Below are 25,737 nucleotides of genomic sequence, written 5' to 3' on the forward strand. Positions count from 1 at the left end.
GCACACTTAATACGGAGAAAACCATGGCAACCGATTACGATGCACCTCGCAAGCAGGATGAAGAGAGCAAGGACCAGTCCTTTGAGGAGCTGCGTTCACGCCCCTCAGAAATGCAGTCAGGTGCAGTGGATGAGGACGAAAACGCAGCGGCCGAAAGTTTTGAGCTGCCCGGTGCTGACCTCTCCAATGAAGAGCTGAACGTTGTGGTGCTCCCTGCACAGGACGACGAGTTCACCTGTGCTTCTTGCTTCCTAGTGCGTCATCGTTCCCAGATTGCCCGCGAAGAGGGCGATCTCAAGTTCTGCATCGAGTGCGAGAGCTAAAGACTAAGAAACTTTCAAAAGTAAGAGGGCGGGCCCGCGTTATACAACGCGGGCCCGCCCTCGTATCGCCTAGAGACTTAGGTCTGCCAGGTGCTAACAGTCTTTGGGTGTCTTAGTCTTCTTCGGGCAGCCCCTCATTCAGGATGGCGGCAATTTTTTCGGGGTGGCGGGAGGACGCAATCCAGTAGGGGGTGGGGTCTGCCGGGTCAGTGATCTGAACACGAATGACCGAGGTAATCCACCCGCGGAAACACATGTAGGCGCGGCCATCGAGGGCCGGGCCGGTAGCGAGGCGGGCCTCTTCACCTCGGAAGGCGTAGGCTCGACCAACATAGTCACGTTCGATACGGGCCCTGCCAAAACGCACGGTGGTCTCGGTAATTTCGATGGTGGGGGAGCTGCCGTAGAGTATTCCGCCGACCAGAAGGAACATCACGATACCGGCAATAATGCCAGCGGTGATATTAATCGGTGCGCCGACAAGGAAAGAGGCTAGGCCAACACCCAGGCAGCCTATCCACAGGCCGATTCCGGGGGCCAGACGTTCACGGTACAGCACGGTGGGGGCGGTAGCAGGCATAGCTTCCTTCGACGAGGGACAAATTGTGAAGTATGAGCCGGGGCAAACCCGGCGCACAGGTTCTAGTCTAAGGGGTTTTGGCGCCCGATGTGGGCGGCACCGGAGAGCTTAAGCCGGTACAGTAAAGGGGTGATGAACCAGATTAAGATTGATATCAAGATGCTCGATGAGGGAATTGAGCCCCCTGCCTACGCCCAGCCCGGGGATGCCGGTGCTGATTTGCGCTCGCGCGTGGACCTCACCCTGCAACCGGGTGAGCGGGCCCTGGTGCCGACCGGTGTGGCGATCGCCCTGCCTGAGGGCTATGTGGGTCTGGTACACCCTCGTTCGGGTCTGGCTGCTAAGCACGGCATTACGATTGTGAACGCACCGGGCACAGTTGATTCCGGGTATCGGGGCGAGCTCATGGTCTGCCTGCTCAACACCGACCGAGAGCAGGCTTTTGAGATTCAGCGCGGTGACCGCATTGCCCAGCTGGTTATTCAGCGGTTTGAGTCGGCTACTTTTAATGTGGTGCAGAGTTTGAGCGAAACTGAGCGTGGAACTGCCGGGTTTGGTTCAACGGGCGTACAGTAAGAGCAGTAGATAGGCGAGGGCCGAAGGAGGCACTATGTTTGGTTTTGGTAAGAAAAAGAATGACGCGGACGCTGCGACTGAGCGTGAGCAGGGCGCGGCAGCTGTAGAGAGCGACGAGAAGGAAATCGCCGCTGAAGAGGCACTTGCTGAGGCTGCCCAGGTCGGCACCCAGCAGCCTGCCGCGCAGCAGGAGCCTGCGGCGTCTTTCGTGGAATTTACCCGTGATAACGGCCCCTTTGACATTACCGAGCAGCGCACCGGCTCTAGCTACATCGACCTGGGCGGCCTGCTGGTCAAGAGCAACCCCGGGCTGAACCTGCGCCTTGAGGCTGACCAGAAGACCCAGCAGGTTATCGCGGTGACCCTGCAGCTGGGCGAGGGCACCCTGCAGGTGCAGGCTTTTGCGGCTCCTAAGAGCCGCGGTATCTGGGATGAGATCCGTAAGGAACTGTCTGAGAGCGTGCGCCGCCAGGGTGGCCAGGTTGATATCAATGACGGCCCCTTCGGGCGTCAGCTGATCTCCCGCGTACCCGCTGAACTCCCCGACGGACGCAAGGGCTTCCGTATTGCCCGCTTTGTGGGTGTGGACGGGCCCCGCTGGTTCGTCCGCGGTGTCTTCTCGGGCAAGGCCGTGCTATCCGGTGAGAGCGCTACTGCCCTTGAAGAGGTCTTCCGCACCATCGTGGTCAACCGTGGTTCTGACCCCATGCCCCCGCGCGATCTTTTGCCCATGCGCGTACCCCAGAACATTCAGGACGCCGCCGCCGCCCAGGCCGCTGCCGCAGCGGCTGCCCAGGCTGAGAAGAAGCCCACTGTTGAGGTGCCCCGCCGCGGCCCCGAAATCACTGAAATCGGCTAGCGCCCATGCCTGAGACTGAGTCTCCTTTTACCCAGCAGCGGGTTGCCGGGCCGGTGACCCGTCTGGAAGAGTACCCCGAGCGGTTTCGCGCCAGGGCCGCCGGGCGGGTAACCCGCGTGCATATGTCGCATGTGGGAGCTAACCCCCGGTTCGAGGTGACCTTGCTGGTCGATAAGTCTAAGCCCCTGCCTCCGGCGAAGACCCACCCCATGACGGGTATGCCCATTGCAGAGACCGGTGAAGATCTTGATGACACCACCGATGTGAGCACCACCGAAGACACCTCAACCGGTCAGATTTCTGTGCTGGATGAGGAGACCGGCTTCACCACCCGGTTTAGCGTCAACAGGGCGGCTCCCCGGGTGCTCTACCCGGAGTTCCCGCCCCTGAGCCCAGGTACGGTGCTGACCCTGATTTGGCAGGGCCAGCGTCAGGTGCCGGGAATAGAGGCAGGCGGCTATCTTCGGGTTTCGGGCATGCTGAGCACCCGCGAGAAGCCCCTCATGTACAACCCACGCTACGAGATTGTTCCGGCCCTCTAGTAGCAGGCACAAGGACGCCGGCCCCACCTTCGGCGAAGAAGGTGGGGCCGGCGTCCTTTTTGCTGAAAAGCAGGAAGGGGGGCTAGCTGAAGAGGGCGCGGATATCGTCCTCACCGGTGGGGGTGGTGATGAAGAAGAGCTCGTCGCCGCCCTCAATCACGTCGTCGCCGCTGGGGGTAATCGGCACCCCGTCACGCAGGATGGCGGTGAGGGTGGTCTCGTAGGGCCACTGCACGTTATCGACAGTGTGACCAATAATCGGGTGGTCGGTGGGTACGGTGTACTCGACCAGGGTGGCGCTGCCGGTCTTGAGGGTCAGCAGGCGCACCACATCGCCCACCTCAACGGCCTCTTCCACCAGAGCGGTCATGAGGCGGGGTGTAGAAACCGCAACGTCCACGCCCCAGGAGTCGTCGAAGAGCCATTCATTTTTGGGGTTGTTCACGCGGGCCACGGTACGGGGCACCCCGAACTCACTGCGGGCCAGTAGCGATACCACCAGGTTGGTTTTATCGTCGCCGGAGGCTGCCACAATGACGTCCGCGTTCTCGGGCTTGGCCTGGCGCAGGACGGACAGCTCGCAGGCGTCCCCAATCACCCAGTGGGCATGCTGAATGTCGCTGCGGGAAATCGCCTCGGGCTTGATGTCGATAATGGTGACCGTGTGGCCGTGAGAAAGCAGCTCGCGGGCGCTTGATGAGCCCACCGAACCAGCGCCGATAATGATTACTTCCATTCCAGATCCCCCTCAGCGTTGCGTGCCGGGGGAGCACTCAGCACCCTGGCAATGTCGTTGATGTCTTCGGTGCGCATCATGGCGTGCACCGTATCGCCCTGCTGGTAGGAGGTTTCCTTGGTGGGGAGCATGCCCTCCCCAAACCGGGTCAGGTAGGCCACGCGCACACCGGCAGCCTGCTCAATCTCGGTCAGGGCGTGCCCAGCCCAGTCCTCGTGCAGCTGCAGCTCACCGAGCATCAGGCGGCCCGAAGCCTCACGGAAATCACCGGCCATAGCCTGCTCCGGCAAAATGCGGCGCAGAACCTGGTCGGTCGACCAGCGCACCGCAGCCACCGTGGGAATACCCAGACGCTGGTAGAACTCAGCCCGGTTGGGGTCGTAGATACGGGCTACCACGTGCTGCACCCCAAAGGTCTCACGGGCTACACGGGAGGCAATAATATTGGAGTTATCGCCAGAAGACACCGCGGCAAAAGCGTAGGCGTGCTCAATGCCGGCCCGCTTGAGGGTCTCGCGGTCAAAGCCCACACCGGTCACCTTCTTACCCGCAAAATCCTTACGCAACCTGCGGAAAGACCGGTCATCCTGATCGATTACAGCAACCGAATGACCCGCATCTTCTAGGGTATGGGCCAGCATAACGCCCACACGACCAGCACCCATAATCACAAAATGGGGCACTTAGCACCTCACGAAACCACGACGGAAACAAACATAAACCCCGCACAGCAGGGTTGCCTCTAGTCTACGCCCGGCGGCCCCACCACCCAACCGGCGCGCCATAGCCGCGCGGAGGCGTCCTGACCCACGAGCAAAATGTGGTGTGTATAGCTGTGTTTTCCCCGCTCTACCGACTACGGTTAGAGCCTGTGAGAAATATTAGGAGCGCGGCCACCCGCCTGATTTTTGGTGCCCCCGTCACCAGCAGGCACGCTAAGAAGGGCAACCTGCCCAAACGCCGTGCCCTACCCCTCTTCGGGGCGGACGGATTCTCGTCGGTTGCCTATGCCCCCGACGAAATTCTGCTGATCCTGCTCCTGGCCGGCCACGGTGCCCTAGCCTACTCGCCCCTGGTGGGGCTGGGCATTGCCCTGATTCTGCTGGTTGTGGTGGGTGCCTACCGCTATAACATCCAGCATGTGGGGGAGCACGGCGACTTCGCCCTGGTGCACCAGAACCTGGGGATAACCGCCGCTATCGTGCTGGGCGCTGCCCTGATGGTTGACTTTATGCTCACGGTTGCGGTGTCGCTGTCTTCTGCCGCCCAGTACCTTGAATCGATTACCCCGGTACTGCTGGGGCATCAGCGGCTGATTGCCTGTTTCCTCATTGCTCTGGTGACCTTTATCTGCCTGCGCGGCCTCAAGGTGATGCTGCGGGTGTCGCACCTTCCCTCCTATGTCTTTTTGGTGCTGCTTGCGGTGACCGTTGCCTGCGGTCTCATTGCGGACGCCACCGGGCAGCTCGGGCGCGCGGTATCGGCTGAGTACACGGTGGTGGTACCCGACGGTGCTGCCGAGGTGCTGACCACGCAGCTCGGCGTGGGCCTGCTCTTGGTCAGGGCTTTTGCTTCTGGCTCTGTGGCCCTGACAGGAGTTAACACCGTCAGTAACGCGGTCAAGGCTTTCGCGCCGCCGCGTCAGCGCAACGCGGCCACCAGCCTGATGGTGATTGGCGGCCTGTCTGCCCTCTCCCTGCTGGGAGTCCTCTACCTGGCCCGGCAAACCGGGGTGGTCAGCGTCCTCGACCCGGCCCATGGGTTACTCGTCAACGGCCAGCCGGTGGGGGAGGACTTCCACCAGGTACCCGTGCTCCTGCAAATTACCGATGCTATCTTTGGCCTGCCCTTAGCCAGCATTCTGCTAGGTACTGCCACCATCGGAGTGCTGCTCGTGGCGGCCATGACAGCCTTCACCGGCTTCCCCATGCTAGCGACCACGATTGCCGCAAAACAGTACCTACCGGTGCACCTCTCAGCGCGCAGCTCCACCGCGCTCTACGCCAACGGCGTGCTGACCCTGGGGTCCAGCTCTATGCTACTGGTCGCTATCGTCGGCCCCAACGTGCACGCCCTGGTGCAGATGTACATTGTGGGTGTCTTTACCGCCATGACCCTCACCCAGTACGCGGTGCTCCGCAACCGCTGGCGGGCCCAGCGCATCACCCTCGATACCAAAAAACGCCGCACCCTCTGGCGCGACATCGGCATCAGCGCCATCGGTACCGGTGCCTCGGTTACCGTACTCGTGGTCATTATTCTTACCAAGTTCACCCACGGTGCCTGGGTCACCGTGCTGCTCATTCTTCTTCGGACCTGGCTCATGATCAAAACCAACAAACACTACAGCAATATCGACCGGCAGCTAGCCCTCTCAGCCGACCCCGAACAACTGGCCGCAGACCGGGCGCTACCCTCCCGCGTCCACGCCCTCATCTACGTTGAGCGGGTACGCAAACCTGTGCTCCGGGCCCTCGCCTACGCACGGGCCTCCCGCCCCTCGTCCATCGAAGCTCTCGTGGTGAACGTGGACGAAGCCCGCACCCGCGAAAACATCGACACCTGGGAAGCCCTCGAACTGCCCGTCGACCTGACCGTACTGGACTCGCCCTACCGCAACCCCGCCGCCAGCGTGCTCGAATACGTGCAACAGATGCGCCAAAAATCCCCCCGCGACGTGCTCGTGGTCTACCTACCCGAATACGTGGTCTCCTACTGGTGGCAGGGCATCTTCCACCGCCGCACCGTGCACAAACTCAAAGCCCGCCTGCGCCACGAACCGGGCGTCGTTGTAGCCTCCGTGCCCTGGCAAATCGAACGATAAAATACAAACCCACCGAGCCACCCTCAAAGCGAGAAACACATGTCTACCACCCCCACCACACCCGAACCCGCTATCGGCGACCTCCTAGAACTCACCCCCGAGCGTCCGGCCCACGGCGGCGCCCTCGTCGCTAGAGCGGACGACCGCGTCATCTTCGTCCGCCACGGAGTCGTGGGGGAGACCGCCACCGCCCGCATCACCGGCCGCGGCCCCAAAGGTCGCTTCTTCTTCGCAGACGTCGTCTCCGTAGCGGCCCCCGCACCGGAGCGCCGCCCCCACCCCTGGGCACCGGCGGACGCGCTCGCATCCGCTCACCCCCTCGGCGGCATGGAATACGGCCACCTGGACCTAGCGACCCAGCGGGCCTACAAGCAGCAGATTGTGAAGGAACAGCTGGTGCGCCTGGGCGGGCTACCTGAACATCACCCCCTGCTGGCCTCCCTACCCGTTCACGCCCTGCCCGGCGATGACCGGGGGCTGCACTGGCGCACCCGCGTGCATTTTGCGGTGGATCGCGAAAGCCAGCAGATTGCCATGTTCCCGCACTCTAGCCCAACCCCCGTGCCCGTTACCGGTTTTCCCCTGGCCGATGAGCGCGTTGAGGCCCTCGAACTGCACCGGCTCAAGCTGGCCGGTATCACCCGGGTTGATGTGGCTGTAGCAGCCACCGATATGCTAGCTGTGGTCTTTACCGTGTCAGCGCGGACTACGCCTGCTGAGATTGCCGAAGGCATCGAAGAGCAGGCCCGGGCCCTGTGGGGGTCGCTGGAAGAGCGCATGATTACCCTGGTCTTTACCCCCGAGAAAAAGGGCGGACGCCGCCGCGGCACCAAACCCGCTGACGTCATCGCCGGTGCCGCCAACCCCAACCTGCTGGAGACCGCCACCGTCTACGCCCAGGACTTCTACTGGAACGTGGCGGCTACCGGCTTCTGGCAGATTCACCGGGCTGCCCCCGAGGTGCTGGGTAACGCCGTGCTTGAGGCTGCCCGCCTGAAAAAGGGGATGACGGTCTACGACCTTTACGCAGGTGCTGGCTTCTTCACCGCCCTGGCTGCTGACGCGGTGGGGGACAGGGGCACGGTGCTGTCCGTTGAGGGATCCCCGTTGACCAGCGGCAACGCCTCCGAGAACTTTGGCGACGAAGGCCCATCACGTACCCACAGGTCTGAGCGGACGCGTGTGCGCGTGGAACGCGGGGACGTCGCCCGGGTGCTTGAGAAGATCAGCGGTGAGGTGGCCGAGGGGCGCTACGCCGCCCCTGACGTGGTGATTTGCGACCCGTCTCGTGAGGGCGCAGGCCGTACCGTGATGGAGCAGGTATCTGACCTGAACCCCTCCACCCTGGTCTATGTTGCCTGTGACCCGGCAGCCCTGGGGCGCGATACCGGCTACCTGCGCGCAGCGGGCTGGCGACTTGTACGCGTCGAAGCCTTCGACATGTACCCCAACACCCACCATGTAGAAGCGGTAGCGGTGTTTAGCCGGTACGGGGCCTAGCGGTTCCCAGAAAAGACCATTTAAATCAGAAAAACCCACCTAGTTGGTGGGTTTTTCTGATTTAGGTGGTACCTACCCGGCGGGGTGGGGCGGGCAGGGGAGCAGACGTTAGCTCAGGCGGTCAGTCTGGTCGTCCCACTCGGCCGCTACAGCGCGCAGGGCCTCTTCCTTGGCACGAGCATGGTGGCCGCAGAAGAGCAGGTCGAGACCTGACTCCATCACCACACGCACATAGGCCTGGGCGCCGCAGGCATCGCAACGGTCAGCAGCAGTCAGTTCGCGGCGGGTCTCAAGAGTTGCACTCACGATAGGCTCCTTTCAAAAGCTTTCTTCCTCACCCTCCATACAACCACCGACCGGGCCGCCCCGCACGTCCTTTCGCCCACAGCGCTAAACCCGCCCTCCCCGCCTGCCGCGGGCGTCCGCGCCGCCAAAGACCCGCCAAACCGAACACGTGTACTACACTAGATAGGCACCCCGTCCATACCTGCAGGAGAGTTTCGTGGCAGCAAACAACTACACCGCCCGCAACCTATCGGTGCTCGAAGGCCTCGAAGCCGTGCGCAAGCGCCCCGGCATGTACATCGGCTCCACCGACTCGCGCGGCCTCATGCACTGCCTCTGGGAAATCATCGACAACTCGGTCGATGAGGCCCTGGCCGGGTATGGGCAGTCCATCCAGGTCATCCTCTACAAGGACGGCTCAGTTGAGGTACAGGACGACGGCCGCGGTGTGCCCACCGACATTGAACCCCGCACCGGACTCTCCGGCGTTGAGGTGGTCTACACCAAGCTGCACGCCGGCGGTAAGTTCGGCGGCGGCTCCTACAACGCCTCGGGCGGTCTGCACGGTGTGGGTGCCTCGGTCGTCAACGCGCTCTCTTCCCGCCTGGACGTGCAGGTGGACCGCGGTGGCAAGACCTACCAGATGAGCTTCCGCCACGGCGTGCCCGGCATCTTTGAGGACGCCCGCACTCCCAAGCCCGACGCCCCCTTCACCGCTTCCACCGACGCCCTGCAGGTGGTGGGTAAGGCTAAGCGCGGGGTCACCGGCACCCGCGTGCGTTACTGGGCCGATCCCATGATTTTCACTCCGGACGCCCGGTTCAGCTACGAGAACCTGGCGGCTCGTGCGCGCCAGACTGCCTTCCTCATTCCCGGTCTGCGGATTGCCGTGCGCGATGAGCGCCGCCTGCCCGGCACACCCGGCGAGTTTGAGACCCACGAAGAGGTCTTCCAGCACGATGGTGGTATCTCTGAGTTCGTGGACTACCTGGCCCACGACCAGGCTGTGACCGACATCTGGCGTTTCACCGGCACCGATACCTTTACCGAGACTGTCCCCGTGCTCGATGCCGAGGGGCACTCCCAGCTGACCGAAGTGGAGCGCGAGTGCGAGGTTGATGTTGCCCTGCGCTGGGGTACCGGCTACGAAACCAAGCTGCGCACCTTCGTTAACATCATCGCCACCCCCAAGGGCGGCACTCACCAGACCGGCTTTGAGCAGGGCCTGCTCAAGACCTTCCGCAAGCACATTGCCGATAATGCGCGTAAGTTCAAGGCGGGCACCGACAAAATTGAAAAGGACGACGTACTGGCGGGGCTGACCGCCGTGCTCACCGTGCGTCTGGCCGAGCCCCAGTTTGAGGGCCAGACCAAGGAGATTCTGGGTACCCCGGCGGTGCGCCAGATTGTCTCCAAGGTGGTTGCCAAGCAGCTGGCGGCCAAGCTGAACTCCACCGCCCGGGGCGAGAAGACCCAGGCAGCGGCTGTGTCTGAAAAGGTGGTCGCCGAGATGAAGTCGCGTATTTCGGCGCGAGTTCACAAGGAAACCCAGCGCCGCAAGAATGCCCTGGAAACCTCGTCGATGCCCACCAAGCTGGTGGACTGCCGGTCTACCGATGTTGAGAAGTCTGAGCTCTTTATTGTGGAGGGCGACTCGGCACTCGGCACAGCCCGCCTAGCGCGGTCCTCGACCTACCAGGCCCTTTTGCCCATTCGCGGCAAGATTCTGAACGTGCAGAAGGCCTCCCTGACCGACATGCTGGCTAACGCCGAGTGCGCCGCCATTATTCAGGTCATTGGGGCTGGCTCTGGCCGCACCTTCGACCTGGAGCAGAAGCGCTATAACAAGATCATCATGATGACGGACGCGGACGTGGACGGCGCCCACATTCGCACCCTGCTGCTGACCCTCTTCTACCGTTACATGCGGCCGCTGGTTGAGGCAGGCCACGTTTACGCTGCCGTACCGCCCCTGCATCGGGTTGAGGTGGTTAATCGTGGCAAGGCTAATGAGATGGTGTACACCTATTCTGAGAAGGAGCTCCACGAGCTCTTGGATAGGTTGGAAGCTGAGGGCAAGAGCTATAAGGAACCAATCCAGCGCTATAAGGGCCTGGGTGAGATGGATGCCGACCAGCTGGCGGAGACCACTATGGACCCCCGCCACCGCATGCTCCGCCGCGTGCGGGTTGAGGACGCCGAGGCTGCCGAGCGGGCCTTTACCCTCTTGATGGGCTCAGAAGTGGCACCGCGTAAGGACTTCATCATTCGCGGTGCGACTAAGCTCGACCACACAGCTATCGACGCCTAAGCGTGTTGTGGGCAGGGGAAGGGTAAAATGTTGTGCATGACACATGCAATGAAGCACCCTGTTACTGTCACCGTTACTGGCGCCGCTGGCCAGATTGGGTATGCCAGCCTCTTCCGCATCGCAGCAGGTGAAATGCTGGGCCCAGATACTCCCGTGCGCCTGCGCCTGCTCGAAATTCCTGCCGGTCTCAAGGCCGCTGAGGGCACCGCAATGGAGCTTGCCGACTGCGCCTTCCCCCTGCTTGAATCTGTCGATATCACCGATGACCCCTCCGTTGGCTTCGACGGCACCAATATCGCCCTACTCATTGGCTCCCGCCCCCGCACAAAGGGCATGGAGCGTGCCGACCTGCTCGAAGCTAACGGCAGTATTTTCTCGGTGCAGGGAAGGGCCATTAACGACCGGGCTGCTGACGATGTGAAAGTAGCTGTGGTGGGTAACCCGGCTAATACCAACGCCCTCATTGCCGCCTCCCATGCGCCGGACGTCCCCCTGGAACGCTTCACCGCCCTCACCCGCCTTGACCACCACCGGGCGGTTGCCCAGCTGGCTGCCGCCACCGGTGCTACCGTGCCCGAAATTGACGGCATCACCATCTGGGGTAACCACTCTGCCAGCCAGTACCCCGACCTCTTCCACGCCACCGTCGGCGGCCGCCCCGCTATCGACGCACTTGCCGACAATAACCTTGGCCAGACCTGGATCGAAGAAACCTTCATCCCCACCGTTGCCCAGCGTGGAGCCGAAATTATCGCGGTGCGCGGTGGGTCGTCCGTCGCCTCAGCTGCCCACGCCGCCCTAGCCCACGTGCGTGACTGGGTGCTGGGAACGGGGGAGCGGACCACCTCTATGGCGGTGCCCTCCGACGGCTCCTACGGGGTGCCCGAGGGGCTCATCAGCTCTTTCCCCGTCAAATGTTCATCAGGTGGATATGAGATTGTTCACGGTTTGCAGCACTCAGATTTTGCCAGCCAGCGCATCGCGGCCTCTGTGGCTGAGCTGGTTGAAGAGAAGGACGCCGTCGCCCAGCTTGGCCTGCTCGGGCCCCGCTAAGACGCCCGCCCCGGCGTGACTAGACAAAGTGTCACTAACTGGGTGCCCGGTGTAAAAAACCTGCTGAGACTCCCGCTGAACCCTCTAGGTCAGCGGGAGTCTTAGCGTTTAAGTGACCTTTAGTGAAGCGTCAAATCACCTGGTGAAGAGGTCAAAACTACCCTAAGGGTACGCTCATGCAAGCCCGCTATCCTAGAGCAAAACACACCCGCACCGTTGCGCCGGGCCCACGGCAGGTTGCCAGCCCGCAGGCGGTGCATCACTTTAACTCTCAAGGATGTCAATGGATCCCCTCGAACTAGCGCGGTGGCAATTCGGTATCACCACCGTCTACCACTTCATGATGGTTCCGCTGACCCTGGGCCTGGGTGCCGTTGTAGCTGGCTTCTACATCGCCTACGTGCGAACCAAGAAGCACGAATACAAGCGCATGACCAAGTTCTGGGGCAAGCTCTACCTCATCAACTTCATCATGGGCGTTGCAACCGGCCTTGTGCAGGAATTCCAGTTCGGTATGGCCTGGAGCGAATACTCCCGCTTTGTGGGCGACGTCTTCGGTGCCCCTCTGGCGATGGAAGGCCTGCTGGCCTTCTTCGTCGAGTCCACCTTCTTGGGCCTCTTCATCTTCGGCTGGGACAAACTTGCCCCCAAGGTACACGCAGCCTGCCTGGTGATTGCTGTAGCGGCCTCCTGGCTCTCTGCCTACTTCATCATCGTGGCTAACTCCTGGATGCAGCACCCTGTTGGCGTTGAAATGATTGACGGCCGCCCCGTCATGACCGACGTCTTAGCTGTGCTGACCAACAACACCGCCCTGGTGGCCTACCCCCACGCTATCTTCGGTGCCCTGCAGGTTGCCGGTGGCTTCCTGGTCGGTATCGCCTGGTACAAGCTCTGGAAGCGCCGCCGCGACGGTATCGACACCATCGGAGAAGACGGCAAGGTTATCGTCGGCGAAACTACCGAAGGTGCCCGCGACAAGACCGACTTCAACGTCTGGTTCAAGTCCCTGCGCATCGGCGCTATCGTTGGCTTTGCAGCCTTCATTGGCACCGCCTTTACCGGCCACCATCAGGCCCAGCTCATGATTGAGCAGCAGCCCATGAAGATGGCAGCTGCCGAGGCAGCCTGCCACGACGGCACCGGCTTCTCTGTCCTTTCTCTCTCATCACCTGGTGCCCAGAACTGTGATGAGGTCCAGGCAGTGATTGAAATTCCCGGCCTGCTCTCCTTCCTGGCCTACAACAACTTCACCACCGACGTCCCCGGCATCACCACCCTGCTGCCCCAGTACGAAGAAACCTACGGCACCACCATCCCCGATAACCCCGAGCTCTACGGGGAACGTGCCGGTACCGAGGTCGAGTACCTGCCCCTGATGGAAGTGACCTACTACGGCTTCCGCGGCATGATCACCTTCGGCGGCATCAGCGCCCTCTCCTTCCTTTACGTTCTGTGGGTGACCCGCAAGAAGGGCGAAGGTACTGTACCCGAAGCCAAGTGGATTTCAAACCTGGCGATCGCGGGTATTCTAGCCCCCTTCGGCGCCAATGCCACCGGCTGGATCTTCACCGAAATGGGCCGTCAGCCCTTCGTGGTTGCCCCCAACCCCGACGGCAACCCCGCCATCATGATGTTTACCGCCGCAGCCGTCTCACCCGGTGTTTCGGGCTACGAGATTCTCTTCTCGCTCATCTCCCTGGGGCTGGTATATGGCGTCCTGATGGTTGTTGAGGTCTACCTGCTGGCCAAGTACGTCAAGGCCGGTGTGGCAGCGGCCATGCCCGAGCTTGTTGAAGACCCGCACGATACCGACGAGAAGAACGACCGCGACGTGCTCGCGTTCGCCTACTAAGAAAGGGGCTTATACACATGTTTGAGCTTTTTGCTGATCAGCCTCTTCTGCCGACGCTCTGGTTCGCCGTCATCGGCTTCTTCTGGGTGGGCTACATCATCCTCGACGGCTTCGACCTGGGCGTAGGCATGCTCATGAGCCGAATCTTTGCCAAAAACGAGAAAGAACGCCGCCTGCTGCTGAACACCATCGGCCCGGTCTGGGATGGCAACGAGGTATGGGTTGTGACCGGTGGCGCTGCCACCTTCGCCGCCTTCCCCCTCTGGTACGCCTCCCTCTTCTCGGCCCTCTACATCCCGCTGACCCTGGCCCTGCTGGCCCTAATTTTCCGCGCTGTTGCTATCGAGTACCGCGGTAAGAAGGATTCAGAGCGCTGGATTGCCGGCTGGACCCTGGCTATCTCCCTGGGCTCCTTCTTCATCGCCTTCCTGGTCGGTGCCCTGCTGGCTCTGACCTCCACCGGCCTGCCCATCAACGCAAACGGTGACCGTGTGGGCGGTGCCTTCGCCTGGCTGACCCCCGCTGTCTTTATGGGCGGCCTAGCCATGGTCGGTGTTTCCCTGGTTATGGGTCTTGCCTTTATCGCGCTGAAGACCGACGGCGAGGTGCGCCACCGCGCCGGCGCTGCCCTGGTCAAGTTCTCACCCCTGCTGGTGCTCCCGGTTGTCGTCTGGGTCGTTTACATGCAGGTGACCACCGGTAACGGCATCTCCTACGTGTTGACCGTACTCGCCGTGCTGGCTCTTGCCGCTGCCTGGTTCTTCGCCAGCCGCAGGAGCGAGGGTAAGGCCTTCTCCGGCTTTGCGGTATTTGTGGGCTTCGGCGTCCTGGCCATCTTCCTGGCCCTGTACCCCAACGTCCTGCCCTCAACCCTCGATGAGGCCTACAGCCTCACCATCGCTAACGCATCAAGCTCCGAGTACACCCTGCGCGTGATGAGCTGGGTCGGTCTCTTCGGCATCCCGATTCTGCTCGTCTACCAGAGCTGGACCTACTGGGTCTTCCGTAAGCGCCTGCGCGTTGAGAGCATCCCCGATGCTCACGACGCCACCGAGCTGGCCACCCGCGCCACTCGTGCAAGCGCCCACAACGCCTAGCAGCTAGCTCAAGGCTGAAGCTGACAAGGACGCCGGGAGCAGCTCCCGGCGTCCTTTCGCCTACCCGGGGTGGGCAGGTGTGCTCATACCCACGGCCCAGCCACTGACCCCGAGTATTCCCGGCTACAAAGTTCCCACTAGAATAGTGAACAAACTGTTCGCGGCACCAAGGACACAATCGAGAATGACCGCTCCCACAACGAGCAAGCGGCCCCCGCTGGGGCCCCATGCCAAGAGAAACCTCACCGTTTTTGCCGTGCTCACCGCACTCAAAACCCTGGCGCTCATTGTCTTTGCCGCGGTGCTGGGCACCGCCATCACCCTGCTGGCCCGCATGACTTATGCGGTGCTCTACGAGGGTAAAACCTACGATTCTGCCCACGCCGAGCAGCTTGCCATCTTCGCCGGTAACGGCCAGGCCCAGCTCACCGGTATCTTCTTTGCCACCCCCTTCATGCAGCCGGGCCTGCTCTCCCTGGCGGTCACCGGCGTCATTGCACTTTTGGTGCGCGCAGCCGCCGACTGGTCCCTGGGCTTCTACGCCCAGCAGGCAGCGGTGGGTGCCAAAACCACCATCCGCCGCAAACTCATCCGCCGCGTCCTTGCCACCGGCGGTATCGACACCCCCGACGGCACCGGTGCCACCGCCGTCCTGCTTTCCCGAGGCCTCAATGCCCTGGATGACTACTACACCAAGACTCTTACCGCCTTTGTCTCCACAGCCGTAGTGCCCACCCTGCTGCTCATCTTCATCGCCTTCTACGACTGGGTCTCAGCTCTGGTGATCATCTGCACCCTGCCGCTGATCCCTCTCTTCATGGTGCTCATCGGCCGAACCACAGCAGAAGACACCGCCCGCGCCCAGCGCGACCTGCTGCGTCTTTCTGACCACATCGTCGAACTGGTCAAGGGACTGCCCGTGCTGGTGGGTCTGGGGCGCTCGCGGGCCCAGTCCAAGGCGCTGGGCGATCTGGGGGAGCGCTACCGCAAGGCCACCATGTACACCCTGCGCTCGGCCTTCCTCTCATCGCTGGCCCTGGAACTGATTACCACCATCTCGGTAGCCCTGGTAGCGGTGCTGATTGGCCTGCGCCTAGTGGAGGGGAACCTGGGGCTCGACGTCGCCCTCTTCGCCCTGCTGCTGGCCCCCGAGTGCTACCAGCCCCTGCGCGATGTGGGCACCGCCTACCATCAGTCTGAGGACGGCGTGGCAGCCCTCCGCCGCGCCGAGGCCATCATCGACCAGCCCATTCCCCACGCCACCGTCGCCCCCGGCGGCGACCGCATCTCGGTGCGCCAGCTCTCTGTCGCCTACCCGGGCCGCGACCGCACCCTCACCGGCGTGAGCTTCACCCTGCGCCACGGAACCACCACCGCAATCACAGGGCCTTCCGGCTGCGGCAAAACCACCCTGCTCTCGGTACTGGGCGGAGCCCTGCGCAACGATCTGGTGCCCACCGGCACCACCGAACCGGTGCACGTCTCCGGCCTGGTATCTGGCACCGGCTCCACCGTCTGGATTAGCCAGTCACCCACCTTCATCGCCCCCACAGCCCTGGCAGAGGTCGCCCTCTACGCCACCGTAACCCGCGGCGAAGGTGCCCTCGAAGGCATCAACTACGCCTCAACCCTGCTCGATGATTCCGTCGCTTTCACCGCTGAGGACCGCGATTACTTCACCTCCTTCCTGCACTCGGTAGGGCTGTCTGACCTCGCCGACCTGCCGCCGGAAGCCCTCTCAGCTGGCCAGATGCGCCGTCTTGCTATTGCCCGTGCCCTGGCCCGCGTTGCCACACTTCAGGCCCAGGAAGAACGCGTCACCGTACTGATTGACGAACCCACCGCCCACCTCGACCCGGTTTCAGCGGCCAAGGTGAACGTCGCCCTAGCTGCCCTGCAGGAAACCGGCGCAACCCTGATTATCGTCACCCACGACACAGCCCTGGCTGCCGCCACCAACAACCTGCTCCAGGCGACTTCAAAGCCCCACGGCGTTACCTGGGAGCTCACCGCCCAGAACACCGACGGACTAGGCGGCTACGCACTTGCGACCCTGGCGGACGCCGTCGCCACCGGCGAGCTCGAAGACTCTGCCCCCGTGCAGGCTGCTGCAAGCTCAACCGAACAGGCGGCAGAGCCGGCCGCGGCGGGCGTCCTGAAAACCCTGCGCCACCTGGGGGAGCTCACCGGCATCCGCAAGCGCGATATGGCCCTGCCGATTCTACTGTCAGTCCTTACCGTAGTCTTTGCCGTCAGCCTCACCGCCCTCTCAGGCTGGCTGATTGTGCGTGCCGCCGAACAGCCTGCCATGATGTACTTGCTGGTTGCTGTGACTGGCGTCCGCTTCTTCGGCCTGGGCCGGGCTACCTCCCGCTATGCTGAGCGCCTACGTACTCATGACCTGGTGCTGGGGGCAGCGAATACCCTGCGCGTGCGTGCCTGGGATGCCGCTGGGCGAACCGTGCTTTCTGTACGTTCCCTGCTGCGAGGCGATAAGATTCTCGACCGCTTGGTCGGAGATATCGATGAGCTACGCGACGCTATTCCGCGTGTAATCCTGCCCCTTGCCTCCCACCTGATTGTTATGCTGCTGGTGCTGGGCGTGACGGCCTGGGCTACCCCGCAGGCCCTGCTACCGGTCGTCATCGCTATTCTTATCTCTACCTTCGTGATTCCGGCAGTGGTGCTGCGTGCGGACGAGCGCGCAGACGCCGTCGCCCGCCGGGAAACCTCGGCCATGCTCCGCCTGGGCGTCTCGGCTCTTGATGCTGCCACCGACCTGCACAACAACGGCCTTGACCAAACCGTTGCCCTGGCTGTTTCCCGTCAGGACGGCTACGCCCAAGCCTCCCGTCTCAAGAGCTCCCGCGCCATTGGTGTGGGGCAGGGGCTCATGGTCGTAACCTGGTGGGGCGCCGCCCTAGCTGTGGTTGCTAGTGTTTGGCCGGCGGTTGAAGCCGGTACTGTAACCGCGCCGACCGCTGCCATCGTCATTCTCATGATGACCGGCCTGTTCGAGAGCACCGCCGCCCACCTGGACGCTGTCCGCGGCTGGCCCGCTTTCGCGGCTCTGGTTGCCCGCACCCGCGCTAACTTTGAGACCGTGGACGCTACCGCCGCAGTTGAGGGGCAGGACGCCGGTACGGGCGAGATCCGAGATATTCTTGGGGATCCCGGTATCGGGGCTAAGAACCGGGCAGCGCATAAGTCCATCACCCTGGAACTGAATTCGCTCGCTACCCGCTGGCCCGATATGGAGCAGCCTGTCTTTACCGGCCTGTCAGCATCAGTATCGTCGGGGCAGTGGCTGGGTATCACCGGCCCCTCGGGCTCGGGCAAGACAACTGCTCTGGCTACCCTGCTGGGCTTCTTGCCCGTTGAGCAGGGGCAGATTCGAGTGAACGGTCGTGCCTTTGACGCCCAGTCTTTGCGCGGGTACGCGGCCTGGTGCCCCCAGTCTGCCTATATCTTTGAGTCCACTATCGCTAATAACCTGGCGATTGCCCGTTCGGCGGACGAGCGCCCCACCGATGAAGAGATGTACGAGGTGCTTGACCGGGTAGGGCTGGGCGATTTTGTGCGGTCCCTGCCTGCTGGCCTGCAGACCCTGGTGGGGGCTGGTGGTTCTTATGTGTCGGGCGGTCAGCGTCAGCGTATTGCGATTGCCCGCACCCTGCTGGTGGATTCGCCCCTGCTGCTGATGGATGAGCCGACCGCCCACCTCGATGCCCCCGCTGCGGTGGCTCTGATTAATGAGGTTGCCCGCGGTACTAAGCGCGCCCCCGGCCAGAAGGTCAAGGGCAAGACCAAGCTGCCTGCGGTCGTCCTAGTCTCCCACCGCGCCGAGGACATCGCGGCCTGCGATACCGTGGTGAAGCTTCGATAGCTGGCAGAAGACCCCTCCCAAGGTTCCTATCAAAGGACGACGCGGGAGGGGCTTTCTGTATCTAGAGTGGCAGCGTAAATGTATCTGCTGTCTGGAAATTTACCATGGGGGGATAAAATGTGTTCTAGGTAATAAATTTCTAGAGCTCGAGCTACAGATAGTGAGTGAATCCCATGCCTACTCTTCAAGAGCACAGCTACGTTGCGCCCCTGACTAAGAAGTTCAAGCTGTTTCTGTGCGGGGTCATAGTTTTTGTGCTGCTGAGTGTTGCACTGCCCATCATGATTTTTGGCCCCGTTGATAAGGACGGCACCAGCCAGGGGCTTCTCGTTTCAGCGCTTGTGGGAGCTTCCGTAGCGCTGGTTATTATTCCGATGATCTTTAGCAGCACCCGCATTGACCTGCTCGATACTTCTCTCAAAATCACCACCATGAAGGTCTTCTCGAAAGAGCTACCCTACAGCGAGATTGAGAAGGCAGAAGTGGGGCCAGAAACCGGTCTGGCACAGGGGGCCGGTCTCAGAATTATGGGCGGAGGTAACACCGGCTATCTGACCGGCGGCCCCTCCGTTACCTTTACCCTGATCAACGGTAGGCGGGTGACGGCGTCCGCTACCAACCCCGAGCAGGTGGTTGCTGAAGTGAATTCCCGGCTGCGTTCAGCAGTGTAATGGAAGAAAGTAGCGGGCGCGCCCGCAACTGATTTCAGGGGAGGGAGTGTTGGTGTGCCTGCTGGCTCGGGGCTGGCGTGAATTGGGCGAGCGCCCCAGCGCGAGCCCAAGAGGGTCGGCAGGCACACCAACACTCCCTTCCCCGCTAACCAGGTTTATTAGAAGAGAGCGTCCTCTTCAACCTGAACTTCAGGCTGGTCGGCGGGTTCTTCTGATAGCTCTGATACAGGTGCGGGGGAGGTCAGTGCCTGGTAGTTGGGGCCGATTGCGTCGATGCTCTGGGCTAGGAGTACGCCGGATCCGTCGCGAGGGCCGAATTCGGTGGGTAGGGTGCGGGCAACACCGGCGGATGAGACTGCCTTGGCGGGGCCGACGCCCACCCATGCGAGGGCGAGGGCGGTTTCTCCCTTGAGGAAGCGGTGGGCTCGCATGCCGCCGGTTGCGCGTCCCTTTTGCGGGAATTCGGTGAGTTCGGTGACTTTGGCGGTGGCTCCGTCTTCGCCGCCGTCGGTGATAGTGACGACTTGGGCGTCCGCGCCGGGAGCGGTGACGCCGAAGGCGATGAGTTTGTCGTCGTCGGCTACCTTCATGCCGGCCATGCCGCCGCCGGTGCGTCCTTGGGGGCGGACCTTGGCGGCGTCGAAGGTGAGGAGTTTGGCTTGTTCGGTGATGAAGGTGAGTAGGGCGTCGTTGGAGTCGCAGACGGCTACGCTGATGACGGCGTCCTTGGGCTTGAGTTTCATGATCTCAAACTCGGTGGCGTTGAGCGGGTAGTCGGGGTTGACTCGTTTGACGACGCCGCGTTCGGTGGCCAGGGCCAGGATGGCATTGAGCGGTGCCAGGCCGACGAGTTTTTCGCCGCGGGCTAGGGTGATGGCGTCTGCGGCTTTGACGCCGCTGGTGGGCTGGGGTGTGCCGCCGGCTTCTTCGAGGACGGGTAGGTCGATGACGGGCACACGAATCAGGCGACCGCTTGAAGTTACCGCACCGATTTCGCCGCGGGCGCTGGTGGGCACGATGGAGAGGTAGGCGTCGTGTTTGATGCGTTTGCCCGGGTCGAGCAGGGTGGGGCGTTGGCCCTTGACGCCGCTGGTGCGCCCCAGCTGGCCCGAGGTGGAGAGCAGGACCCAGCAGGGGTCGTCCGCGATTTCGAGGGAGAGGCCGGCTTCTTTTTTGGCCTTGGAGGCGGACGCCGACAGAGCGGCAACCGCGTCGGCTAGCTCGTCCTTGGTGACGATTTTGGTGCGGCGGTCGGTGCCGTATTCGTCGGCGACCTGCTGTAGTTCTTCGGAGACCAGGGCGCGGAGTTTTACGTCGGAGCCGAGGATTTCTTCGAGGGAGGCGATTTCTGCCAAGAGTTCGTCGCGTTCGGCTTCAAGCTCGATGCGGGAGTACTTGGTGAGCTGGCGCAGGCGCAGTTCGAGAATGTGGTTGGCCTGTACCTCGCTCAGGTCGTAAATCTGCATGAGGCGCTCACGGGCCTGGGCGGTTTCGTCGGAGGAGCGGATAATCTGGATGACCTCGTCGATATCGACGATGGCTACCAGCAAGCCCTCGACCAGGTGCAGGCGGTCGCGGCGCTTGCCTAGGCGGTGGTTGGTGCGGCGGCGCACGACGTCCAGGCGGTGGTTGACGTAGACGTGCAGCAGGTCGAGCAGGCCCAGGGTCTGGGGCTGGCCGTCTACCAGGGCTACGTTGTTGATGCCGAAGGAGTCTTCTAGCGGGGTGTGCTTGTAGAGGGCGGCGAGCACGGCCTTGGGGTTGAAGCCATTCTTGATTTCAATGACCATGCGCAGACCGTTTTTGCGGTCGGTCAGGTCAACGACGTCTGAGATGCCCTGCAGCTTCTTGGAGTTGACGCCGTCCTTGATTTTTTCGATGACCTTTTCGGGGCCAACCAGGTAGGGCAGTTCGGTGACCACAATGCCCTGTTTGCGGGCGGTGACCTGTTCGATGGAGACCTTGGCGCGGGTCTTGAAGATGCCGCGCCCCTTTTCGTAGGCGTCCTTAATGCCGGAGGTGCCCACGATGGTGCCGCCGGAGGGCAGGTCAGGGCCGGGCACGAACTTCATGATGTCTTTGAGGGTGGCCTCGGGGTTATCGAGCAGGTGGCGGGCAGCGGCTATGACCTCGCGCAGGTTGTGGGGGGCCATGTTGGTGGCCATGCCGACAGCGATACCGGCTGAGCCATTGACCAAAAGGTTGGGGTAGGCAGCGGGCAGGACGGCCGGCTGCATGAACTGGTTGTCGTAGTTGGGGACGAAATCCACGACGTCTTCGTCCAGGTTGGCGGTCATGGCGAGGGCCGCTGGGGCCATGCGGACCTCGGTGTAGCGGGAAGCTGCCGGGCCGTCGTCCAGGGAGCCGAAGTTGCCGTGGCCGTCGACCACGGGCAGGCGCATAGAGAAGGGCTGGGCCAGGCGCACCATGGCGTCGTAGATGGCGCCGTCGCCGTGGGGGTGCAGCTTACCCATGACTTCGCCGATCACACGGGCGCTCTTGACGTGGCCCTTGTCGGGGCGCAGGCCCATCTGCTGCATCATGTAGAGGATGCGGCGCTGCACGGGCTTGAGGCCGTCGCGGGCATCGGGTAGGGCGCGGGAGTAGATGACCGAGTAGGAGTATTCCAGGAAGCTGGTTTCCATCTCGCTGGTCACGTCGATATCGACGATATTTTCGACGACGTCGGTGGGGTAGTCATCGTGCGCGGTGGTGCGGCGAGCCATCGAGACCTCTTCCTGGGAATTCGAACATAGGTTCGTTTATTCTACCGCGAAAGGGGGCCGCTAGCAGGTTGGATGCTGGTGCTAGCGGGTACGGGCAGGTACAAAGAGCCCGTAGATGCCCAGCGCGCCGAGCACGAGGGTAGCTACCCCAAACGGAACAGCTGTGGGGGAGTGCTCACCGCCGGTCGTTATGAATGTATCTGCCAGCCCCACGCCCATGTGCCAGCCCCACCCCAGAAAGAGAAGGAAGCAAGCGATAGCTACAGCAAGAGAACAGAAACCGATAGCGCGTTTGGTGCTGTAGGATGCCATGCCCCGCAACCACTCGTGCACGTTCGGCAGGGCGGCTAAAAGAAGTGCAACGATAAAGCCCCACACAATCACGACAAAGAGGCTAAATTGGTTGGTCTCCTTCATCAGGCTGTAAATCTCGCTGAGGGTGTAGCCTGGGGCTGTTGCTAGGGGATTCCACCAAAAGACATGCAAACCGTAGTAGATAGCTAACACCAGCCCCAACCCACAAAAGGAAAGAGGCAGACGGACGCCCGGGGTCGGCTTAACATACTCCCTGCTGGTTTTCGTTTCAGCGGATGTACTGTGAAAAATCTCGGTGATACCCACTCCCAATAGGGAGGTGGCACCCGCAAGGAAAGAAAGCACTGCCGCCCAGCTGATCATCGACTCAAGCTGAACTGAGGTCGGGTGGGGGAGCGCTAGAGCTACCGAGGTGGCCAGCGCAAAAACCGCAGCGCTACCGATAAGAAGCCACCGAAAGGCTACATTGAGTGTGTTTGCCACAGGCCTTGTTTGTGCCCGGTGCAGGTGTCCAGGAGAAACCGTCATGCCCCTATTCTGGCACGAGAACGCAATATATTAACGGCACATTTTCCTTGCCAAAGCCGAAAAGTCGCGCCCGAGCTGGGGCGGGCGTCCGCTCCCTGAAACATGCAGACGAAACATTTGCTTACGAACCGTCTTCAAAATATGTGAACAACGTGATACGCGGTACACTAAAAGGCAGTGGCCTCGTGCCCACAGGCTCAAGAGCGAGCATCACACACCCGTCGCGCAGACGCGACGGTGCCCACCGGCGCACGAGCCAATCGCAAGACAGTGTCGAGAGGAGTCCCACATATGAGCACTGTGGATAGCTTCGGTTCAAAGGGCGTACTTTCCGTCAACGGAACCGACTATGAAATTTTCCGTCTGAAGGCAGTAGACGGCTCACAGAAGCTGCCTTACTCCCTGAAGGTTCTACTCGAAAACCTTCTGCGCACCGAAGACGGTGCCAACATCACCGAAGGCCACATCAAGGCACTCGCCAACTGGGATCCCTCTGCGGAACCCGATACCGAAATCCAGTTCACCCCCGCCCGCGTCATCATGCAGGACTTCACCGGCGTACCCTGTGTCGTTGACCTTGCCACCATGCGCGAGGCCGTGAAGGAACTGGGCGGTGACCCCTCCAAGATCAACCCCCTGGCACCTGCCGAGCTAGTCATCGACCACTCCGTGCAGATTGATACCTTCGGCACCGCCGACGCTATCACCCGCAACATGGACATCGAATACCAGCGCAACGGTGAACGCTACAAGTTCCTGCGCTGGGGTCAGACCGCCTTCGACGACTTCAAGGTCGTTCCTCCCGGCATGGGTATCGTGCACCAGGTCAACATCGAATACTTGGCCCGCACCATCATGGCCCGCGAGGTCAACGGCGTCCTGCGCGCCTACCCCGACACCGTTGTAGGAACCGACTCCCACACCACCATGGTGAACGGTCTGGGCGTTCTCGGCTGGGGCGTTGGCGGCATCGAAGCTGAGGCAGCAATGCTCGGCCAGCCCGTCTCCATGCTGATTCCCCGCGTCGTCGGCTTCAAGCTCACCGGCTCCATCCCCTCCGGCGCAACCGCAACCGACGTCGTCCTCACCATTACCGAAATGCTGCGCGAACACGGCGTCGTCGGCAAGTTCGTTGAATTCTACGGCGAAGGCGTCGGCCAGGTGCCCCTGGCAAACCGTGCAACCATCGGTAACATGAGCCCCGAATTCGGCTCCACCGCCGCCATGTTCCCCATCGACGAGAAGACCCTCGAGTACCTACGCCTCACCGGCCGCAGCGAAGAGCAGGTCGCCCTGGTCGAGGCCTACACCAAGGAACAGGGCCTCTGGCACGACCCCTCCGTCGACGTTGAGTACTCCGAGTACCTGGAACTGGACCTCTCCACCGTGGTCCCCTCTATCGCAGGCCCCAAGCGGCCCCAGGACCGCATCCTGCTCTCAGAGTCCAAGAGCCAGTTCGAATCAGACATCAAGAACTACGCCAAGGACGGCGAGACCGACAAGTCAGCCCAGGTCTCCATGGCCGACGGCCGCGAGTTCGAGCTCAAGAACGGTGCGGTGTCCATCGCCTCGATTACCTCCTGCACCAACACCTCCAACCCCTCGGTCATGATGGCAGCAGGCGTCCTCGCCCGCAACGCCGCCGCCAAGGGCCTGACCGCCAAGCCCTGGGTCAAGACCTCCATCGCCCCCGGCTCAAAGGTCGTCACCGACTACTACGAGAAGGCAGGTCTGCTGCCTGACCTCGAGAAGCTCGGCTTCTACGTCGTCGGCTATGGTTGCGCCACCTGTATCGGTAACTCCGGCCCCCTGGAGCCCGAAATCTCAGAGGCAATCCAGAGCGAAGACCTCTCCGTCACCGCGGTTCTCTCGGGTAACCGTAACTTCGAAGGCCGTATCTCACCGGACGTCAAGATGAACTACCTGGCCTCCCCGCCGCTGGTCATCGCCTACGCCCTGGCCGGTACCATGGACTTCGACTTCGAGAAGGACGCCCTGGGCACCGACGCCGATGGCAACGAGGTCTTCCTCAAGGACATCTGGCCCGACCCCGAAGAAGTACAGAAGATTATCGACGAATCAGTCGATACCGACATGTACACCAAGGAATACGGCACCATCTTCGACGGTGACGAGCGCTGGCAGGCCCTGGAGACCCCCACCGGCTCCACCTTCGAGTGGGACGACAAGTCCACCTACGTGCGCAAGCCCCCGTACTTCGAGGGCATGACCATGGAAACCACCCCCGTTGAGGACATCAAGGGCGCCCGCGTGCTGCTCAAGCTGGGCGACTCGGTCACCACCGACCACATCTCACCGGCAGGTTCCTTCAAGTCAGACACCCCCGCAGGTAAGTACCTGATCGAAAACGGTGTAGAACGCAAGGACTTCAACTCCTACGGCTCCCGCCGCGGTAACCACGAGGTCATGATTCGCGGTACCTTCGCCAACATCCGTATCAAGAACCAGCTTCTGGACGGCGTTGAAGGCGGCTTTACCCGTGACTTCACCCAGGGCGGTGAGCAGTCCACCGTCTACGATGCCTCCATGAACTACCAGGCAGCTGGCATTCCGCTGGTTGTTCTGGGCGGTAAGGAATACGGCACCGGTTCATCTCGTGACTGGGCTGCTAAGGGCACCACCCTGCTGGGCGTCAAGGCAGTGATCGCTGAATCCTTCGAGCGTATCCACCGTTCAAACCTGATCGGTATGGGCGTTGTACCCCTGCAGTTCCCCGCCGGTGAATCCCACGAATCACTCGGCCTGACCGGTACCGAAACTTTCGATATCACCGGCCTGACCGAACTGAACGAGGGCACCACCCCCAAGACCCTCAAGGTCACCGCCACCGCTGAAGACGGCAAGGTCACCGAGTTCGACGCTGTAGTTCGCATCGACACCCCCGGTGAAGCCGACTACTACCGCAACGGCGGCATCCTGCAGTACGTTCTGCGCAACCTGGTCCGCGGCTCCTAAGTTCTAGAGCGCTAACAGGTTCACGGTCTGTGGCCCCCACTTTCGAGTGGGGGCCACAGACCTTTTTATTTGTTTTCTATAAAGTTGGGACCAG

Annotated in this window: 19 protein-coding genes; 13 read left to right on the top strand and 6 right to left on the bottom strand. The window is 62.0% G+C overall.

Features of this window, described 5'->3' with window-relative positions; genetic code table 11:
• Nucleotides 1-23: 23 nt before the first annotated feature.
• Complete coding sequence (locus L7A20_RS08455) at nucleotides 24-323, top strand: DUF4193 domain-containing protein (RefSeq protein WP_083091691.1); 300 nt, start codon at nucleotides 24-26, stop codon at nucleotides 321-323.
• A gap of 112 nt (nucleotides 324-435) precedes the next feature.
• Here the strand turns inward: L7A20_RS08455 and L7A20_RS08460 are convergent, their stop codons facing one another.
• Nucleotides 436-903, bottom strand: coding sequence for a DUF3093 domain-containing protein (locus L7A20_RS08460; protein WP_237195490.1), 468 nt, complete (start codon nucleotides 901-903; stop codon nucleotides 436-438).
• A gap of 132 nt (nucleotides 904-1,035) precedes the next feature.
• Between L7A20_RS08460 and dut the strand changes: the two genes are divergently transcribed.
• From dut to L7A20_RS08475, 3 genes are read left to right on the top strand one after another with little or no spacing between them, the layout of a single operon-like run.
• On the top strand, nucleotides 1,036-1,479 hold the full coding sequence (gene dut, locus L7A20_RS08465; RefSeq protein WP_237195492.1) for a dUTP diphosphatase: 444 nt from the start codon (nucleotides 1,036-1,038) through the stop codon (nucleotides 1,477-1,479).
• A gap of 34 nt (nucleotides 1,480-1,513) precedes the next feature.
• The gene (locus tag L7A20_RS08470) at nucleotides 1,514-2,338 is read left to right on the top strand and encodes a DUF3710 domain-containing protein (RefSeq protein ID WP_237195495.1); all 825 of its coding nucleotides are present in this window, start codon (nucleotides 1,514-1,516) and stop codon (nucleotides 2,336-2,338) included.
• A gap of 5 nt (nucleotides 2,339-2,343) precedes the next feature.
• Nucleotides 2,344-2,880 carry an asparaginase gene (locus L7A20_RS08475; RefSeq protein ID WP_237195504.1) on the top strand — a complete coding sequence of 179 codons (537 nt, stop codon included), beginning with the start codon at nucleotides 2,344-2,346 and terminating at the stop codon, nucleotides 2,878-2,880.
• A gap of 82 nt (nucleotides 2,881-2,962) precedes the next feature.
• Here L7A20_RS08475 and L7A20_RS08480 read toward each other — a convergent pair whose 3' ends face one another.
• Together L7A20_RS08480 and L7A20_RS08485 are read right to left on the bottom strand one after the other, a co-directional pair.
• A complete protein-coding gene (locus L7A20_RS08480; RefSeq protein WP_237185374.1) occupies nucleotides 2,963-3,616 on the bottom strand; it encodes a potassium channel family protein in 654 nt (217 codons plus the stop codon).
• A complete protein-coding gene (locus L7A20_RS08485) occupies nucleotides 3,607-4,299 on the bottom strand; it encodes a potassium channel family protein (RefSeq protein ID WP_237195506.1) in 693 nt (230 codons plus the stop codon). Before L7A20_RS08485 ends, L7A20_RS08480 begins: the two co-directional genes overlap by 10 nt.
• A gap of 188 nt (nucleotides 4,300-4,487) precedes the next feature.
• On the opposite strand from L7A20_RS08485, the gene L7A20_RS08490 reads away from it, so the two are divergent.
• Nucleotides 4,488-6,440: an APC family permease gene (locus tag L7A20_RS08490; RefSeq protein WP_237223075.1), complete on the top strand. Its 1,953-nt coding sequence runs from the start codon at nucleotides 4,488-4,490 to the stop codon at nucleotides 6,438-6,440.
• Between the two features lie 39 nt (nucleotides 6,441-6,479).
• On the top strand, nucleotides 6,480-7,940 hold the full coding sequence (locus L7A20_RS08495) for a class I SAM-dependent RNA methyltransferase (RefSeq protein WP_237223076.1): 1,461 nt from the start codon (nucleotides 6,480-6,482) through the stop codon (nucleotides 7,938-7,940).
• Between the two features lie 108 nt (nucleotides 7,941-8,048).
• On the opposite strand, the gene L7A20_RS08500 is transcribed toward L7A20_RS08495, so the two are convergent.
• Nucleotides 8,049-8,246: a DUF7455 domain-containing protein gene (locus L7A20_RS08500; protein ID WP_135011882.1), complete on the bottom strand. Its 198-nt coding sequence runs from the start codon at nucleotides 8,244-8,246 to the stop codon at nucleotides 8,049-8,051.
• Nucleotides 8,247-8,442: 196 nt separating this feature from the next.
• Between L7A20_RS08500 and L7A20_RS08505 the strand changes: the two genes are divergently transcribed.
• The 6 genes from L7A20_RS08505 (at nucleotide 8,443) to L7A20_RS08530 (ending at nucleotide 19,098) form a co-directional block, all read left to right on the top strand.
• Entirely contained in the window at nucleotides 8,443-10,536 is a 2,094-nt protein-coding gene (locus L7A20_RS08505; protein ID WP_185173083.1) for a DNA gyrase/topoisomerase IV subunit B, read from the top strand.
• A 36-nt stretch (nucleotides 10,537-10,572) separates the two neighbouring features.
• Nucleotides 10,573-11,589, top strand: coding sequence for a malate dehydrogenase (locus tag L7A20_RS08510; RefSeq protein ID WP_237207137.1), 1,017 nt, complete (start codon nucleotides 10,573-10,575; stop codon nucleotides 11,587-11,589).
• A gap of 283 nt (nucleotides 11,590-11,872) precedes the next feature.
• Complete coding sequence (locus tag L7A20_RS08515) at nucleotides 11,873-13,444, top strand: cytochrome ubiquinol oxidase subunit I (protein WP_237195516.1); 1,572 nt, start codon at nucleotides 11,873-11,875, stop codon at nucleotides 13,442-13,444.
• A gap of 17 nt (nucleotides 13,445-13,461) precedes the next feature.
• Nucleotides 13,462-14,541: a cytochrome d ubiquinol oxidase subunit II gene (cydB, locus tag L7A20_RS08520; protein WP_237195518.1), complete on the top strand. Its 1,080-nt coding sequence runs from the start codon at nucleotides 13,462-13,464 to the stop codon at nucleotides 14,539-14,541.
• A gap of 184 nt (nucleotides 14,542-14,725) precedes the next feature.
• Nucleotides 14,726-18,427: a thiol reductant ABC exporter subunit CydC gene (cydC, locus tag L7A20_RS08525; RefSeq protein ID WP_237223077.1), complete on the top strand. Its 3,702-nt coding sequence runs from the start codon at nucleotides 14,726-14,728 to the stop codon at nucleotides 18,425-18,427.
• A gap of 173 nt (nucleotides 18,428-18,600) precedes the next feature.
• Entirely contained in the window at nucleotides 18,601-19,098 is a 498-nt protein-coding gene (locus L7A20_RS08530; RefSeq protein WP_237223078.1) for a hypothetical protein, read from the top strand.
• Between the two features lie 158 nt (nucleotides 19,099-19,256).
• On the opposite strand, the gene L7A20_RS08535 is transcribed toward L7A20_RS08530, so the two are convergent.
• Together L7A20_RS08535 and L7A20_RS08540 are read right to left on the bottom strand one after the other, a co-directional pair.
• The gene (locus L7A20_RS08535; protein WP_237223079.1) at nucleotides 19,257-21,824 is read right to left on the bottom strand and encodes a DNA gyrase/topoisomerase IV subunit A; all 2,568 of its coding nucleotides are present in this window, start codon (nucleotides 21,822-21,824) and stop codon (nucleotides 19,257-19,259) included.
• A gap of 81 nt (nucleotides 21,825-21,905) precedes the next feature.
• Nucleotides 21,906-22,622 carry a hypothetical protein gene (locus L7A20_RS08540; protein WP_237223080.1) on the bottom strand — a complete coding sequence of 239 codons (717 nt, stop codon included), beginning with the start codon at nucleotides 22,620-22,622 and terminating at the stop codon, nucleotides 21,906-21,908.
• A gap of 336 nt (nucleotides 22,623-22,958) precedes the next feature.
• Between L7A20_RS08540 and acnA the strand changes: the two genes are divergently transcribed.
• Nucleotides 22,959-25,643, top strand: coding sequence for an aconitate hydratase AcnA (acnA, locus tag L7A20_RS08545; RefSeq protein WP_237223081.1), 2,685 nt, complete (start codon nucleotides 22,959-22,961; stop codon nucleotides 25,641-25,643).
• Nucleotides 25,644-25,737: the final 94 nt, after the last annotated feature.

The sequence above is a fragment of the Rothia nasimurium genome (assembly GCF_928381415.1).
In the GTDB taxonomy this organism is placed as follows: domain Bacteria; phylum Actinomycetota; class Actinomycetes; order Actinomycetales; family Micrococcaceae; genus Rothia; species Rothia nasimurium_H.

Bases quoted from the DNA above. Each gene is read 5' to 3' on its own strand.
- L7A20_RS08455 (WP_083091691.1), top strand. From the start codon at position 24: ATGGCAACCGATTACGATGCACCTCGCAAGCAGGATGAAGAGAGCAAG.
- L7A20_RS08460 (WP_237195490.1), bottom strand. From the start codon at position 903: ATGCCTGCTACCGCCCCCACCGTGCTGTACCGTGAACGTCTGGCCCCC.
- dut (WP_237195492.1), top strand. From the start codon at position 1,036: ATGAACCAGATTAAGATTGATATCAAGATGCTCGATGAGGGAATTGAG.
- L7A20_RS08470 (WP_237195495.1), top strand. From the start codon at position 1,514: ATGTTTGGTTTTGGTAAGAAAAAGAATGACGCGGACGCTGCGACTGAG.
- L7A20_RS08475 (WP_237195504.1), top strand. From the start codon at position 2,344: ATGCCTGAGACTGAGTCTCCTTTTACCCAGCAGCGGGTTGCCGGGCCG.
- L7A20_RS08480 (WP_237185374.1), bottom strand. From the start codon at position 3,616: ATGGAAGTAATCATTATCGGCGCTGGTTCGGTGGGCTCATCAAGCGCC.
- L7A20_RS08495 (WP_237223076.1), top strand. From the start codon at position 6,480: ATGTCTACCACCCCCACCACACCCGAACCCGCTATCGGCGACCTCCTA.
- L7A20_RS08510 (WP_237207137.1), top strand. From the start codon at position 10,573: ATGACACATGCAATGAAGCACCCTGTTACTGTCACCGTTACTGGCGCC.
- L7A20_RS08515 (WP_237195516.1), top strand. From the start codon at position 11,873: ATGGATCCCCTCGAACTAGCGCGGTGGCAATTCGGTATCACCACCGTC.
- cydB (WP_237195518.1), top strand. From the start codon at position 13,462: ATGTTTGAGCTTTTTGCTGATCAGCCTCTTCTGCCGACGCTCTGGTTC.
- cydC (WP_237223077.1), top strand. From the start codon at position 14,726: ATGACCGCTCCCACAACGAGCAAGCGGCCCCCGCTGGGGCCCCATGCC.
- L7A20_RS08530 (WP_237223078.1), top strand. From the start codon at position 18,601: ATGCCTACTCTTCAAGAGCACAGCTACGTTGCGCCCCTGACTAAGAAG.
- L7A20_RS08535 (WP_237223079.1), bottom strand. From the start codon at position 21,824: ATGGCTCGCCGCACCACCGCGCACGATGACTACCCCACCGACGTCGTC.
- acnA (WP_237223081.1), top strand. From the start codon at position 22,959: ATGAGCACTGTGGATAGCTTCGGTTCAAAGGGCGTACTTTCCGTCAAC.